The organism is Plantactinospora sp. WMMB782, from assembly GCF_049179135.1.
Lineage (GTDB): Bacteria > Actinomycetota > Actinomycetes > Mycobacteriales > Micromonosporaceae > Plantactinospora.
Genome location: NZ_JBMHMC010000007.1, coordinates 2,259,421 through 2,273,546 on the forward strand (window position 1 = coordinate 2,259,421; position 14,126 = coordinate 2,273,546).

Here is a 14,126-nt window from a genome sequence, read left to right on the forward strand (position 1 = left end):
CCGTCGCACTGAAGGGAGACCGCAATGTCGATCGTCAACTACCTGCACATTGCGCTCGCGGTACGGATCGCGGAGCTGCGCCGTACCGGTGAGGGAGACCGCGGCGACAGCCCGGTCCCGACCGCGGTGATCATCTTTGGCCTGGTGGCCGCCGCGCTGGCGGTCACCGTCGCCGTGTCGCAGAGCGTCGGGGACTGGATGGACGCCATCCCCGAGCCGGGCGGCGCGGACGGCGGTGCCGACCCCGGCACGGGCCAGGACTGACCCGTGCCGCGACCGCGCCGCAGCTTCCGGTACCGGCTTCCGGCGGTGGCCGGGAGCCGGTGGCGCCGGACGTTCGGGGCGGAGCGGGACCGGGGGGCCAACCCCGTCGAGCTGGCCGTGCTGATGCCGGCGATCCTGATCCTGCTGCTCGCCTCGATCCAGGCCGCCGCCTGGTTCATCGCCCGGGCCACCGCGCTGAACGCCGCGCAGTCGGCGGTGAGCGCGCAGCGGGCGTACCAGGCCGAGCCGGGGGTGGGGCAGCAGCGCGCCGAGGACTTCCTGGACCGGGCCGGTGACTGGCTTGTCGACTGGGAGGTCACGGTGAGCGTTCCGGAACCGGACGACACGCAGGTCAGCGCCACCGTAACCGGTCAACCGCTCCGGGTGGTGCCGTTGATCTCGCTGCCGCCGATCAGCGAGACCGCGTTCGGCACCCTGGAGCGGTTCACCGACGAGGAACCGGCGTCGTGACCGGCCCGGCGGCGGCACCCGGCGAGCGGGCGAGGCTGGCAGGGCTCCGGGCCGGGGTAATGGGGCTGGCCGGGCTGGCAAGGCGGGCCGGGCTGGCAAGGGCGGCCGGGCTGGCAAGGGCGGCCGGGCTGGCAAGGCGGCCGGTGTGGCACCGGGAGCGGGAGCGGGGTTCGGTGTCGGTGGAGACCGCCATCCTCACTCCGGCCTTCCTCGCCCTGGTCGCGCTGGCCGGGGTCGCCGGCCGGACCGCCGTCGCGCACGAGGCGATCGAGGCCGCCGCACACGACGCGGCCCGAGCCGCCTCGATCTCGCGTACGTCGGCGGACGGGCGGGACGCGGCACGGGCGGCGGTGCAGAGTCGACTCGACGCCGAAGGGCTCGCCTGCTCCGACGAGCCGGAGTTGGACTTCGCCGGTACGGTCAACGGCCAGCGGGCCGGCTTCGACGAGGTGTACGTCATCGGCCTCGGCACCGACGCCTCGGTCGTCGTCACCGTCACCTGCGACGTCTCGGTACGGGACCTGCGGATGCCGCTGCTGCCGGGCGCCCGGACGTACAGCACCGTCGAGGCGACGTTCGCGTCCGCACTGGACCGTTACCGGGGCAGAGCTCTCGGTTTCGGGTTCACTGAGGCGCCATCTGGGACGAACCCGAGTGTGGGCGACGCATGATGAGCGCTGGAGGCGTGGCCGGTTCGCGAACTGGACGCTGGTGGTGGCTGGTTTCAGGCGGCGGCGATGGCTTCGATCTCCAGCAGCCACGCCGCGTCGTAGATGCCGGTGATGATGATGGTGAGCGCGGGACTGTGGTCGCCGAGGACCTCGTGGCGAATCCGGGCGTTGGCTTCCCGGTACTGCCGGTCGGACAGGAAGACGGTGACCTTGACGAGGTTGTGCTCGGTCATGCCCGCGTCCTTCAAGACGGACAGCACGTTCCGCCACGCCAGGCGGCACTGGCTGTCGAAGTCGTTCGGTACGGTCCCGTCGGGTGCTTCGGGGACCTGTCCACTGATGAACAGCGTTCGATCGGCGCGTGTGACCAGAACGCCCTGGGCGTAGGACCGGGACTGTGGATCGAGGCTGGTGATCTGCACGGCGGGCATGGTATTGGCAGTCCTGTCGTTGGGTCCAACGATTCTGTCCGTCGTGGCGGGGGCCGCTTCGCCGGTCCTGATACAACGGGTCGGATCGGTGAAGAGCACCCGGTCGGGGCGGACTCGGGGCGGGTGAGCCTGTTCCTCGCGGTGGCGCTGATCGGCGTACTCGCGATCATCGGGCTGGCCTACGACGGTGCCGGGCAGCTCCGCACGATGCAGCGGGCCGACAACCTGGCGGCCGAGGCGGCCCGGGCCGGCGGCCAGGCGATCGACCTCGGGCAACTGCTCCTCGACGGCACCACCCTGCTGGACCAGGCCGCCGCCCGGACGGCGGTCGGAAACTACCTCGCGAGCGTGGACGACGTGCAGCGCTGGGACGTCGCGTTCGCGGTCGCGGGGGACAACGCCACGCTGACGGTCGACGTCGAACTCGACTACGACACGGTCTTCCTCGACCTGTTCGGTTTCGCCGACAACATCACGGTGCCCGGTACGGCCACCGCGACACTCCTCACCACGACGAACCGCTGAATAGGGGGCATAGTCATGCCTGCATCCCGGGCGGCCCGCCGGGCCGGCCAGTTCTGCACCGGCCTCGGGGCGCTTGTCGTCCTGCTCGGACTGCTGGTCGGGGCGCCCCTGGCGCTGCTCGCCCTGGCCGGCAATCCGCTGCCGGACCACGTACCCGGGCTGGACGAGATCGGAACCGCGCTGACCAGCCGGGACGACGGCCAGCTCTTCCTGCGGGCGCTGGCGGTCGCCGGCTGGGCCGGCTGGGCCACCTTCGCCCTCTCGGTGCTCGTCGAGATCCCGGCCCGGCTCCTGCGCCGGCCGGCGGTGCGGCTGCCCGGACTCGGCCGCCAGCAGCGGCTGGCCGCCACCCTGATCGGCTCGGTGGCACTGGCCCTGGCGGTCAGCCCGGCCGCCACCGCCGCCGCCGTGGTGGCGTCGACGCCGGCGGCGGCCGCACCGGGGACGGCAGTAACGTACGCCGAAGGCGCGGGGCAGCCAGCCGGCGCGGGACAGGCGGGTGGCACGGGCCAGGCAATCGACACGCGACAGGCGGTCGGCGGAGTGCCGGTCGGCGGAGTGCCGGCGGCGGTGCGGGGTGGGTTGCCGGTCAGCGGGGACGGGCCGCCGTCGGGGCCGGCACCGCACTGGCTGGCGGCGGAACCGGCCTCCGGACCTGCGCCGCAGTGGCTGGCCGGCGAGCCGGCGGAGCAGCCGGAACCGGTCTACCGGGTGGAGAAGGGCGACTACCTCGGGCACATCGCCGGGCGCTATCTCGGCGACTTCGACCGCTATCCGGAACTGGCCAGGCTCAACGAGATCGGAGACCCGGACCGGATCCGGCCGGGTCAACTGCTGCACCTGCCGCCGAACGCCGAGGACCGGGGCGTACGCGAGCACGCCACCGGACTGGTCGCGACCCCGCCGCCGCCCGGGGGCTGGCCGCAGGCCGTACCCGACCAGCCAACCGCCCCGAAGGCCGGACAGCCGGACGCACCAGAGGGCGGACAGCCGGACGCACCACAGTCACCGGCCGACCCGCAGCCCGCCCAGCCGTCGACGGCCGAGCGGGACGGCGGCGGATACACGGTCACCGCCTCCCGGGCCGGTGCGACCGAGGAGGTGAACCGGCCGCTCGCCGTCTCCGCGGTGATCGCGGTGGCCGGCATCGTCGGCGCGCAGGTGGGTGCGGTACTCGGACTACGGAACCGCGCGGGCCGCCGGTCCGTCTTCGGCCGCCACCGGCTGCGCGGCTGAGCTGATCCCGCCGGGTGGACGAACCGGTCCGGGTGCGCGGGTGAGCCGGTCCGGGTGTGTGGGTGAACCGGTCCGGGTGCGGTTCAGGGCAGCCGGGTCTGTAGCACGCCGCCGACCACCCGGGTGGGCAGGACCTGCTGGTCGCTGCTGGCCGGGCCGTGCACCACCTCGCCGCCGTCCAGCTCGAACATGCTGCCGTGCCAGGGACACTTCACGCAGGTACGACCGTTCTCCCGGACGACCTGGCCGGCGCCGAGCGGGCCGCTCTGGTGGGCGCAGCGTTCCAGCATCACCGTGACGTCGTCGCCGTCCCGGTAGACCACCACCGCGATGTCGTCGATCCGCCGGGTCAGCAACTCGTGCTCCGGCAGCGCGGACATGTCCGCGACCGCGTGCCAGCCGTCCTCGATCCGGCGCAGGTCCGGCACACCCTGGTTGACGTTGGCCGCCTGCTTGTAGGCGAGGTGGCCGCCGAGGAAGCCGCCGCCGCCGGCCGCCGCCAGACCCAGATAGCCGAGGGTACGGCCGAGACCGTGCCGCCCGGAGAGCCGGGCGGCGAGCGAGCCGGCGTACATCGCGATTGCGACGCCGTTGGCGAGCGCGTGCACCAGGCCCACCCGCTGCTGTTCCCTGGAAAGCGCACTCCAGTCGTTCCAGCCGGACACCGCGCTCGGCACCGCCGTGGCCGTGCCGAGCGCCACCAGGGTGGTGGCGGCACGTCGCTGCTGCGGCATCAGGTCGAGGACGGCAGTACTGACCCAGGCGCCGATCGGCACCTGCACCAGGGCCGGATGCAGCGGATGCCCGATCGGCACACCGTGCAGGACGTCGCGTAGCCACTGCGGGCGGATCGCCGCAGCGACCACCCGCTGGACGCGTTCCGCAGTCCGGTCCAGCCCGGTCGCCTGCTCAAGTTTCAGAAGCGCTCGCACCGACTGGGACTACCCGCCCCGTGGGCGGACAAACTTCGCGTGCCGTCGAATTGGCCGATACCCTCGAACGGGTTACCGGGACCGCCTGCGGGTAGACCGGCCGGCATGCGGGTCGCCATCACCGGAGCCACCGGCAACGTCGGTACGGCGTTGCTGCGCCGGCTCGCCCGGGAACCGGACGTCGAGGTGGTCGGCATCGCCCGGCGCTGCCCCGAACCGGACGCCGGGCAGCCGTACGGCGTCGTGCGGTGGCACGCCGCCGACCTCGGTGACCCGGCCTGCCTGCATCCGCTCGCCGAGCGACTGGCCGGGGTGGACGCGGTGGTGCACCTGGCCTGGCAGGTCCAGCCCGGCCAGCAGCCGGCCCGGCTGCGCCAGCTCAACCTGGGCGGCAGCCGGCACGTGCTCAACGCGATGCTGGCCGCCGGGGTGCCGAAGCTGGTGCACGCCTCCTCGATCGCGGCGTACGCGCCCGGCCCGGCCGACCGGCGGGTCGACGAGGACTGGCCGGTGACCGGTGTCGGGCGCTCCGGTCACGGCGTCGACAAGGCGGCCGTGGAGGCGATGCTCACCGACGCCGAGCGGGACTATCCGGTGTTGCGGGTGACCCGGCTGCGTACCGCCCCGGTCCTGCGGGGCGACGCCGGGGCAGCGGGCATCCGGCACCTCCTCGGCCGGTTCACCCCGGTCCCGGTGCTCCGCCCCGGCCGGCTGCCGGTGGTGCCCCGGCACCGTCGGCTGCGGGTGCAGGTGGTGCACGCCGACGACGCCGCCGAGGCGTACCTGCGGGCGGTGCGCAGTGACCGGACCGGAGCCTTCAACATCGCCGCCGAGCCGGCGGTCGACGGTGCGCTGCTCGCGACGGAGCTGGGTGGCTGGGCGGTACCGGTGCCGTTGGGCCTGCTCCGGCTGCTGACCAGGGCCGCCGGGCGGGCCCGGCCGGCGGCGCCGGACGAGGGCTGGGCGGAGCCGGGGGCGGCGGTACCACTGCTGGACTGCTCGCGGGCCGAACGGGAACTGGGCTGGCGACCTCGACGGGACGCCCGGGAGGCGCTGCGGCAGATGCTCGCCGGAACCGCCACCGGCCCGGGAACGGCCAGCCCGGGAACGGCCAGCCCGGGAACGGCCAGCCCGGGAACGGCCAGCCCGGGAACGGCTGGCCCGCCACCGCGCCCGGCCGAGCGGGTCACGGCCGCCAGGCCGGCTGACCGCCACGGCTGACCGCCAGGCCGATTTCGGGGGTACGGACTCGGAAAGCGGCCCGCCCGCCGGCGTCCGGATGGCACAGTGGAACGCTATGGACCGGAGTCAGGTGCAGGGCTGGATCGCCGGGTACGAGCGGGCCTGGCGTACCCCCGGAACCGAACCCCTCGCCGCGCTCTTCACCCCCGACGCGAGCTACCTGCCGGGGCCGTACCGGGAGCCGGTGGTGGGCCTGCCGGACATCGGCGAGATGTGGGAGGCCGAGCGGGACGGCCCCGACGAGGAGTTCGGCATGACCAGCGAGATCGTCGCGGTCGACGGCGACGTGGCGGTGGCCCGGCTGGAGGTCCGGTACGGCACCGGGAAGGAGTTCCGGGACCTCTGGATCATGAGGTTCGCCGGCGACGGCCGGTGTGCGGCGTTCGAGGAGTGGCCCTTCGCGCCACCGTCCTGACCACACCTGGAATCGCCGTCGCCCGCCACGGTGCCGCCCGGGTACCGTCGGTCGCGACGGCAGCAGCGGGGAGTACGGGATGACGGTCCGAGACGGCGGCAACCACGACGGCAACGACAGCGACCCGAGCGGCGGCGGCAACGACAGCGACCCTGGTGGCAGCGGCGCCGGTGCCGGCGGGCAGGTGCTGGCGGTCGGGCGACCGGTGACGGTCCACCTGGTCAAGGCACCCCGCCCGGACCTGCGCTATCCCGCCTCGGTGGTCTCCGACGACGGCAACCACCTGGTCGTCCAGGCGCCCTGGGCGGACGACGTGGTGCGGGACATGGGCTTCGTCCGGTTCGAGCCGGGCGACACCTGGACCGAGCACTACTGGCGGGACCGCTGGTACTCGGTCAAGGAGGTCTACGACGCCGCCGGCACCCGCAAGGGCTGGTACTGCGACGTGACCCGGCCGCCGACCGTACGCGACGACGTGCTGGTGGTCCCCGACCTGGACCTCGACCTGTGGGCGTCGGCCGACCTGAGCGAGGTGTACCGGCTCGACGAGGACGAGTTCCTCGCCAGCGGCCTGCCCGAGCGGGAGCCGGCCACGGCGGCCCGGGCCCGGCAGGCCCTCGACGAGCTCGCCGAACTGGCCGCCGACGGCTTCGGCACACTCACCGACCGCTGACCCGCCCGCCCCGGGGCAGGCCCGATCCCTTGGCCCAGTTAATCCGCTCGCGTCGCGGCTGACCCGGGTCGCAGGATGATCGGCATGTCCGGGACGTACACCTGTGCCGTCGGGCCGTCGGGCGCGCGGCCGGCGGCTGGCGGCGCGCGCCGGCTCGCCGCGCTGGTCGGGCCGGACGCGGTGCCGCCGCCGTTGCTGATGCTGCTCGGCATGGTCTCCACGCAGGTCGGCGCGGCGATCGCCACCGGACTGTTCCGGACGGTGAGTCCCGGCGGTACCACCGCGCTGCGACTCGGCTTCGGCGCCCTGGTGCTGCTCGCGGTGGTCCGGCCGACCCTGCGGCTCGGACCGCGCTCCGCCGGGCTCGTCGTCGCGTTCGGGGTGGCGATGGCGGGGATGAACCTGGCCTTCTACACCGCACTGCAACGGGTACCGCTCGGCGTGGCGGTCACCATCGCGTTCACCGGACCGCTGCTGGTCTCGGTCGCGGCGAGTCGCCGGGCCCGGGACGTCGGCTGGGTACTGCTGGCCGGGTTCGGGGTGGCGCTGCTCGCCGGCCTGCTCGGCCCGGACGGCGGCACCGGCCCGCTGGACGGTACGGCGCTCGCCTGGTGCGGGCTGGTCGCGCTGGGCTGGGCCGGGTACGTCGTGTTCGGCAAGGCGGTCAGCACCCGGCTGGGCGGCAGCCGTGGGCTGGCCCTCGGGATGGTGGCCGGGGCGGTCTGCGTACTGCCGTTCGGGGTCGCCGGCAGCGGTGCGGCGCTGTTCGACCCGTGGACGTTGACGCTCGGGCTCGGGGTCGCGCTGCTCTCCTCGGTACTGCCGTACTCGGCCGAGATGGCGGCACTGCGCCGGATGCCGGCCCGGGTCTTCGCCGTACTGCTCAGCCTGGAGCCGGCGGTGGCGGCGCTGGTCGGGCTGACCCTGCTGCACGAGACGCTGGGCTGGCCACAGCTGCTCGGCGTCGGCTGTGTCGTCGCCGCCTCGCTGGGCGCGATCACCGCCCGGTCCGGCCGGTCCGGACGGTCCGGCTGAAGGCGCCGATCGTCGCCCGGTCCGGCCAGCCCGAACGACCCGGCCGGTCCGGCTGAAGGCGCCGATCGTCGGCCGGTCCGGACGGTCCCAACGGTCCGGGCGGTCCGGGCGGTCCGGCGGAAACCGTGGCGGTATCTACCGGAACCGCCGGTGATATCGAGGGGTGCGGTCCGGGTGCGGGGCGGGCATCCTTGTCCGGTGGGGGTTCGAGTTGAGCAGAACGGTCCGGTGCGGACGGTCGTGCTGTCCCGGCCGGAGACCAGGAACGCGGTGGACGGCCCGACCGCCCGGGAGCTGGCCGCCGCCTTCCGGAGCTTCGACACCGAGCGGGACGCCTCGGTGGCGGTGCTCTGGGGCGAGGGCGGCACCTTCTGCTCCGGCGCCGACCTGAAGGCGATCACCACCTCCAGCGGCAACCGGGTCGAGCCGGAGGGGGACGGCCCGATGGGCCCGACCCGGATGCGACTCGGCAAGCCGGTGATCGCCGCCGTCTCCGGGTACGCCGTCGCGGGCGGGCTCGAACTGGCGCTCTGGTGCGACCTGCGGGTCGCCGAGTCCGACGCGGTGTTCGGAGTGTTCAGCCGCCGCTGGGGCGTACCGCTGATCGACGGCGGGACGGTGCGGCTGGCCCGGCTGGTCGGGCAGAGCCGGGCGATGGACCTGATCCTCACCGGCCGCCCCGTGCCGGCCACCGAGGCGTACCAGATGGGGCTGGTCAACCGGCTGGTCGAGCCGGGCGAGGCACGGGCCGCCGCCGAGGCGCTGGCCGCCGAGATCGCCGGTTTCCCGCAGACCTGCCTGCGCAACGACCGGCTCTCCACCCTGGCCGCCGCCGGCCGGCCGGAGGAGGAGGCGATGCGCACCGAGCTGGCGTACGGGATGAACTCGCTCGCCACCGACGCCACCGAGGGAGTGACCCGGTTCACCGCCGGAGAGGGTCGACACGGGACGTTCGGCCCGGCCTGAGAACCCGGCGCGGCCGGGATGCCCGGGATGCCCGGAACGGCCGGGACCCGCCCGGGACGGCCGGAACGGTCAGGCCGGCAGTGGCGGCAGCGGGAGCGGGATCGCCGGCAGGCCGTCGAGGCTGCTGCCGACGTGGTCCTTCCGCTCGCAGTAGGCGGCGAACTCCTCGTCGGTCTTCCGGCCGAAGTAGTCGGAGTGCAGCGTCCGCTCCTCCCGGTAGTCCATGAACGGGACGGAGTAGCCGCAGCTGTCGCTGATCCGCCGCGCGGTGACCAGCACGATCGCCCGCTGCCCCGGCGAGTCGGCCTGCTCGGGGAAGTGCCGGATCAGCTCCGCCCAGCGGGGGTCGTCTCGGAACACCGGTTCGCCCCGGCCGTGCACCCGGACGATGTTCGGCGGGCCGTCGAAGGCGCACCACATGAGCGTTATCCGGCCGTTCTCCCGCAGGTGCGCGACGGTCTCGGCACCGCTGCCCCCGAAGTCGAGGTACGCCAGCGTCTGCTCGTCCAGCACCGCGAGCGACCCGGCGAGCCCCTTCGGGGAGAGGTTCACGTGCCCGTCGGCGTCGAGCGGCGCGGTCGCCACGAAGAAGACCTTCTGGTTCTCGATGAAGCCGCGCAGCCGGCCGTCGATCCGGTCGTAAGTCTTTCCCATCGACCCGCCCTCCCCGTTGGTGCCCACTCCACGGTAGCCGAGTGGATCAGGCGCAGGGCGAACGGACCGGCGGGGGCCGGCGGACCGGTTGCGCACCGGCGACGGGGTCGGCGTCCCCGCCGCCGGCACGCACCAGCACGCCTCCGGTGGGGTCGGCGTACCCACCGGAGCCTCTGCCCCCGGCGCCGTCAGCCTGCTTCGGCGGTACGCAGCCAGACGGCGGTGTCCGGCGGTAGCAGGTCGCCGTCGACGGGGCGGCTGGCCAGCAGGCGGCTCTGGTGCGGGGGCAGCGGCACCGGCGCGTCGGAGAGGTTGAGCACGCAGGCGAACCCGGGATCGCGGGCGAAGGCGAGTACGCCGTCCGGCGCCGGCAGCCAGCGCAGCGTGCCGTCACCGAGCGCGGGCAGGACGCGCCTGATCCGGATCGCCTCGCGGTAGAGCTCCAGCATCGAGTGCGGGTCGTCGGTCTGGGCCTGCACGGTCTGGTCCTTCCAGGCGGCCGGCTGCGGCAGCCAGGGCGGTGCCGTGGCGTCGTCCGGGCTGAACCCGAACGGTGCGTTCTCGCCCGACCAGGGCAGCGGCACCCGGCAGCCGTCCCGGCCCGGGTCGACGAACCCGGAGCGCGGGTACATCGGGTCCTGGCGCAGTGCGGGCGGGATGTCCTCGACCTCCCAGAGCCCCAGCTCCTCACCCTGGTAGACGTACGCGGCGCCGGGCAGGGAGAGCGAGAGCAGCGCGGCGGCGCGGGCCCGGACCGTGCCCAGTTCCAGGTCGGTGTAGGTGCCCTCGCGCTTGCTGGCGAAGCTGAAGGTGGTGTCGGCCCGGCCGTACCTGGTGACCACCCGGGTGACGTCGTGGTTGGAGAGCACCCAGGTGGCCGGGGCGTCGATCGGGGCGTGTTCGGCGAGGGTGCCGTCGATGCTGGCCCGCAGCTTCGCCGCGTCCCACGCGCAGGTCAGGAAGTCGAAGTTGAAGGCGGTGTGCAGCTCGTCCGGGCGCAGGTAGTTGGTGAACCGCTGCCGGTCGGGCAGCCACACCTCGCCGATCAGCGCGCGCGGCTCGGGATAGCTGTCGGCGATCCGCCGCCAGTTCCGGTAGATGTCGTGCACCCCGTCGAGGTCGTGGAACGGGTGTGCCGCCCCGTCGACCACCTCGGGCAGGGTGGCGTCCTTGAGCAGCAGCGCCGCCGAGTCGATCCGGATGCCGTCCACCCCCCGGTCGAACCAGAACCGCAGGATGTCCTCGAACTCGGCGCGTACCCGGGGGTGGTCCCAGTTGAAGTCGGGCTGTTCGGCGGCGAAGAGGTGCAGGTACCAGTCGCCCGGGGTGCCGTCCGGGTTGGTGGTCCGGGTCCAGGTCTGGCCGCCGAACTCGCCGATCCAGTCGGTCGGCGGCAGGTCGCCGCCGGGGCCGCGACCGGGGCGGAACCAGAAGAGTTCCCGCTCCGGCGCGTCCGGGCCGCCGGCCAGCGCGGCCTGGAACCACGGGTGCCGGTCGGAGCAGTGGTTCGGCACCAGGTCGGCGATGATCCGCAGGCCCTGACCGTGCGCCTCGGCGATCAGCTCCTCCACCTCGGCGAGCGTCCCGAAGACCGGCTCAACGGAGCGGAAGTCGGCGACGTCGTAGCCGGCGTCGGCCATCGGCGAGGGATACCAGGGACTGAACCAGATGGCGTCGACGCCCAGTCCGGACAGGTAGCCCAGCCGCTTGCGGATGCCGGCGATGTCGCCGACGCCGTCGCCGTTGTCGTCGGCGAAGCTGCGCGGGTAGACCTGGTAGATCACCGCGTCTCGCCACCACCGGCGGCGCTGGATTGTGGACACGAGTACCTGCTTCCTGGACCTCTGAACTGCCTCGTCTGGACCGTTAAAGTGCTCGTTTCGTGTCGATGACGATACAAAGCAGAGCGCCCTGCCGCAATAACACGACAGAACTATGAAAGACGACGACTTGAGGTGTCCAGGCCGGAGGCGCGCGACAGCCGCCCGGTTCCCCCTGATCGCGGGGCCGGGCGGGGCGGGGCCGGTCAGTGCCCGGGTGCGGGAGCGGTCGAGCCGCGTACCACCAGCTCGGGCTCGAAGAGCAGCTCGTCGGTGAGTACGCCGACGCCGTCGATCTGGTGCACCAGCAGGTCCACCGCGGCCTGCCCCATCATCTCGATCGGCTGCCGCACCGTGGTCAGCGGCGGATCGGTGCAGGTCATCAGCGCCGAGTCGTCGAAGCCGACCACCGAGACGTCGGCCGGAACCGAGCGGCCGAGCCGGCGGGCGGCCCGGATGGTGCCGAGCGCCATCACGTCACTGGCGCAGATGATCCCGGTGACGCCGCGCTCGATCAGCTTGCTCGCCGCGACCCGGGCCCCCTCCATGGAGAAACTGGACCGCTCGACGCACTCCTCGTCGTCGGCCCAGCCGGCGACGTTCGCCATCGCCGCCAGCTTCCGGCGGGACGGCACGTGGTCGGCCGGCCCCAGCACCAGCCCGATCCGCTCGTGGCCGAGCGAGCGCAGGTGCCCGTACGCCTGCTCGACCGCCACCGCGTCGTCGGTGGAGACGCACGGGAAGCCCAGCTCGTCGACGCCGGCGTTGACGAGTACCACCGGCAGGCCCCGGTCGGTGAGCCGCCGGTAGTGGTCGTGCGGGGCGTCGGCGAGCGCGTACGAGCCACCGGCGAAGATGACCCCGGAGACCTGGTGGTCGAGGAGCATCTCCACGTAGTCGGACTCGGAGATCCCGCCGATGGTCCGGGCGCAGAGCGCCGGGGTGAGCCCGCGCTGGGCCAGCGACCCGGTGACCACCTCGGCCAGGGCCGGGAAGATCGGGTTCTGCAACTCCGGCAGGACCAGCCCGACCAGCCGGGCCCGCTCGCCGCGCAGCTTGCTGGGACGCTCGTAGCCGAGCACGTCCAGGGCGGTGAGCACGGCGACCCGGGTGCTCTCCGAGACCCCGCCCCGGCCGTTGAGCACCCGGCTCACCGTGGCCTCGCTGACCCCGGCCTTGCGGGCAACCTCGGTGAGTCTTCTGGTCACGGCGGCGATGGTACGGCAGCCGTCTGCAAAAACCGAACCAAAGTCCGCCGCGCTACCGCAAGCCGCGCTACTGCAACAGGTCGCGTACCGCCGACTCGATCGCGCGGTGGAACGTCGGATAGGCGTAGATCATTCCAGCCAGCGTGCTGACCGGTACCTCGGCGTGCACCGCCACGGCCAGCGCGCTGAGCACCTCGCCGCCGACCGGACCCGCCGAGGTCGCGCCGACGAGTACGCCCCGGTCGGCGTCGGCGACCAGCTTGACGAAGCCCTCGTCACCGACCTGGTGGATCCAGCCCCGGGTGGAGTCGGAGAGCGCGGTGAAGCCGGTCCGGACGGTCAGCCCGCGCTCCCGGGCCTGCCGCTCGGTAAGCCCGACCGCACCCACCTCCGGGTCGGTGAAGGTGACCCGGGGCAGCGCCCGGTAGTCCGCCCGCGGCCCACCCCCGGCCGGGTCCCCGAGCTTCCCGGCAGGGTCGTCGGCCTTCCCGGCCGCGTCGGTGAGCTTCCCGGCCCGGCGCAGGATGTCGTCGACGGCGATCCCGGCCTGGTACATCGCCACGTGGGTGAAGGCGCCGTGCCCGGTCAGGTCGCCGACCGCCCAGATGCCGTCGCCGGCCCGCATCCGGTCGTCCGTCGCCACGAACCGCCGGGTCGGGTCCAGCCCGACCGTCTCCAGGCCGAGCGTGTCGAGTACGGCCCGCCGGCCGGTGGCCACCAGCAGCCGCTCGCCCCGGAGCCGGGCGGAGTCGGCAAGGTGCACGGTGAAGCCGCTGCCGTCGTGCTCCACCCGCTCGGCCCGGGCCCCGGTGTGCACGGTCACCCCGTCCGCGCGCAGCGCCGCGGCGACCCGCTCGGACGACTCCGGCTCCTCCAGCGCGAGGATCCGCTCGCCGGCCTCGACCATCCCGACCCGTACCCCGAACCGGGCGAAGACCTGGGCCAGTTCCGCGCCGATCGCCCCGCCGCCGAGCACCACGAGCGACTCGGGCAACTCGGCCAGCTCGATCGCCTCCCGGTTGGTCCAGTACGGCGTGCCGGCCAGTCCCGGCACCGGCGGAATCACCGGCGTGGTGCCGGTACCCAGCACGACGCCGACCCGGGCCCGGAACGTCTGGTCGCCGACCCGGACCAGGCCGGGGCCGACCAGCCGGCCGGTACCCCGGACGAAACGTCCGCCCTTGCCGGTGAACCGCGCGACCCCGGCGTCGTCGGTCCAGCCGGCGGTGGCCTCCTCGCGGATCCGCCTGGCGACCGTGCTCCAGTCCGGTTCGACCCGGGCCCGCCCGGCCAGGCCGTCGATCCGGCGGGCCTCGGCCAGCGCGTTGGCGGCCCGGATCATCATCTTGCTCGGCACGCAACCCCAGAACGGGCACTCGCCGCCGACGAGGTTGCGTTCGATGCCGACCACCGAGAGGCCGGCCGCGGCGAGCCGGTTGGCCGTCTCCTCGCCACCCACCCCGAGCCCCACCACCACCACGTCCACGTCCACCGTGCCGGCCGGACCGCCTACTCCGTCCGGCTCCACCCGCCTGTGTTGCTGTTCAGCCATACCGCCAGCTTTCCCGATCCGTATCCGGTCA

At 73.7% G+C, this 14,126-nt stretch carries 16 protein-coding genes; 10 read left to right on the forward strand and 6 right to left on the reverse strand.

Going from position 1 to position 14,126, the window contains the following annotated elements; genetic code table 11:
- Window positions 1-24: 24 nt before the first annotated feature.
- The 3 genes from ACN28A_RS12355 to ACN28A_RS12365 are packed head-to-tail and all read left to right on the forward strand — an operon-like array spanning window position 25 to window position 1,406.
- Window positions 25-264, forward strand: coding sequence for a hypothetical protein (locus tag ACN28A_RS12355; RefSeq protein WP_421395149.1), 240 nt, complete (start codon window positions 25-27; stop codon window positions 262-264).
- A 3-nt stretch (window positions 265-267) separates the two neighbouring features.
- On the forward strand, window positions 268-735 hold the full coding sequence (locus tag ACN28A_RS12360) for a TadE family protein (RefSeq protein ID WP_421395151.1): 468 nt from the start codon (window positions 268-270) through the stop codon (window positions 733-735).
- Window positions 736-794: 59 nt separating this feature from the next.
- A complete protein-coding gene (locus tag ACN28A_RS12365; protein ID WP_421404329.1) occupies window positions 795-1,406 on the forward strand; it encodes a TadE/TadG family type IV pilus assembly protein in 612 nt (203 codons plus the stop codon).
- Between the two features lie 53 nt (window positions 1,407-1,459).
- Here the strand turns inward: ACN28A_RS12365 and ACN28A_RS12370 are convergent, their stop codons facing one another.
- On the reverse strand, window positions 1,460-1,828 hold the full coding sequence (locus ACN28A_RS12370) for a RidA family protein (protein WP_421395153.1): 369 nt from the start codon (window positions 1,826-1,828) through the stop codon (window positions 1,460-1,462).
- A 132-nt stretch (window positions 1,829-1,960) separates the two neighbouring features.
- On the opposite strand from ACN28A_RS12370, the gene ACN28A_RS12375 reads away from it, so the two are divergent.
- Window positions 1,961-2,362: a hypothetical protein gene (locus tag ACN28A_RS12375; RefSeq protein ID WP_421395155.1), complete on the forward strand. Its 402-nt coding sequence runs from the start codon at window positions 1,961-1,963 to the stop codon at window positions 2,360-2,362.
- A 15-nt stretch (window positions 2,363-2,377) separates the two neighbouring features.
- Window positions 2,378-3,598: a LysM peptidoglycan-binding domain-containing protein gene (locus tag ACN28A_RS12380; RefSeq protein WP_421395157.1), complete on the forward strand. Its 1,221-nt coding sequence runs from the start codon at window positions 2,378-2,380 to the stop codon at window positions 3,596-3,598.
- Between the two features lie 83 nt (window positions 3,599-3,681).
- Here the strand turns inward: ACN28A_RS12380 and ACN28A_RS12385 are convergent, their stop codons facing one another.
- Window positions 3,682-4,530 carry a Rieske 2Fe-2S domain-containing protein gene (locus tag ACN28A_RS12385; protein ID WP_421395158.1) on the reverse strand — a complete coding sequence of 283 codons (849 nt, stop codon included), beginning with the start codon at window positions 4,528-4,530 and terminating at the stop codon, window positions 3,682-3,684.
- A gap of 105 nt (window positions 4,531-4,635) precedes the next feature.
- On the opposite strand from ACN28A_RS12385, the gene ACN28A_RS12390 reads away from it, so the two are divergent.
- The 5 genes from ACN28A_RS12390 to ACN28A_RS12410 all read left to right on the forward strand — a co-directional run bounded on the left by ACN28A_RS12390 (window position 4,636) and on the right by ACN28A_RS12410 (window position 8,861).
- Window positions 4,636-5,751, forward strand: a complete 1,116-nt coding sequence (locus ACN28A_RS12390; RefSeq protein ID WP_421395160.1) for an NAD-dependent epimerase/dehydratase family protein — start codon at window positions 4,636-4,638, stop codon at window positions 5,749-5,751.
- 76 nt (window positions 5,752-5,827) lie between these two features.
- A complete protein-coding gene (locus tag ACN28A_RS12395; protein WP_421395162.1) occupies window positions 5,828-6,187 on the forward strand; it encodes a YybH family protein in 360 nt (119 codons plus the stop codon).
- A 79-nt stretch (window positions 6,188-6,266) separates the two neighbouring features.
- The gene (locus ACN28A_RS12400; RefSeq protein WP_421395163.1) at window positions 6,267-6,860 is read left to right on the forward strand and encodes a DUF402 domain-containing protein; all 594 of its coding nucleotides are present in this window, start codon (window positions 6,267-6,269) and stop codon (window positions 6,858-6,860) included.
- 84 nt (window positions 6,861-6,944) lie between these two features.
- On the forward strand, window positions 6,945-7,895 hold the full coding sequence (locus tag ACN28A_RS12405) for an EamA family transporter (protein ID WP_421395164.1): 951 nt from the start codon (window positions 6,945-6,947) through the stop codon (window positions 7,893-7,895).
- Window positions 7,896-8,093: 198 nt separating this feature from the next.
- The gene (locus ACN28A_RS12410) at window positions 8,094-8,861 is read left to right on the forward strand and encodes a crotonase/enoyl-CoA hydratase family protein (RefSeq protein ID WP_421395166.1); all 768 of its coding nucleotides are present in this window, start codon (window positions 8,094-8,096) and stop codon (window positions 8,859-8,861) included.
- Between the two features lie 69 nt (window positions 8,862-8,930).
- Here ACN28A_RS12410 and ACN28A_RS12415 read toward each other — a convergent pair whose 3' ends face one another.
- From ACN28A_RS12415 to ACN28A_RS12430, 4 genes are all read right to left on the reverse strand, one after another.
- A complete protein-coding gene (locus ACN28A_RS12415; protein ID WP_421395168.1) occupies window positions 8,931-9,515 on the reverse strand; it encodes a pyridoxamine 5'-phosphate oxidase family protein in 585 nt (194 codons plus the stop codon).
- A 188-nt stretch (window positions 9,516-9,703) separates the two neighbouring features.
- The gene (locus tag ACN28A_RS12420; protein ID WP_421395170.1) at window positions 9,704-11,338 is read right to left on the reverse strand and encodes a glycoside hydrolase family 13 protein; all 1,635 of its coding nucleotides are present in this window, start codon (window positions 11,336-11,338) and stop codon (window positions 9,704-9,706) included.
- Between the two features lie 203 nt (window positions 11,339-11,541).
- A complete protein-coding gene (locus ACN28A_RS12425) occupies window positions 11,542-12,543 on the reverse strand; it encodes a LacI family DNA-binding transcriptional regulator (RefSeq protein ID WP_421395172.1) in 1,002 nt (333 codons plus the stop codon).
- 67 nt (window positions 12,544-12,610) lie between these two features.
- Complete coding sequence (locus ACN28A_RS12430) at window positions 12,611-14,095, reverse strand: dihydrolipoyl dehydrogenase family protein (protein WP_421395174.1); 1,485 nt, start codon at window positions 14,093-14,095, stop codon at window positions 12,611-12,613.
- Window positions 14,096-14,126 lie beyond the last annotated feature (31 nt).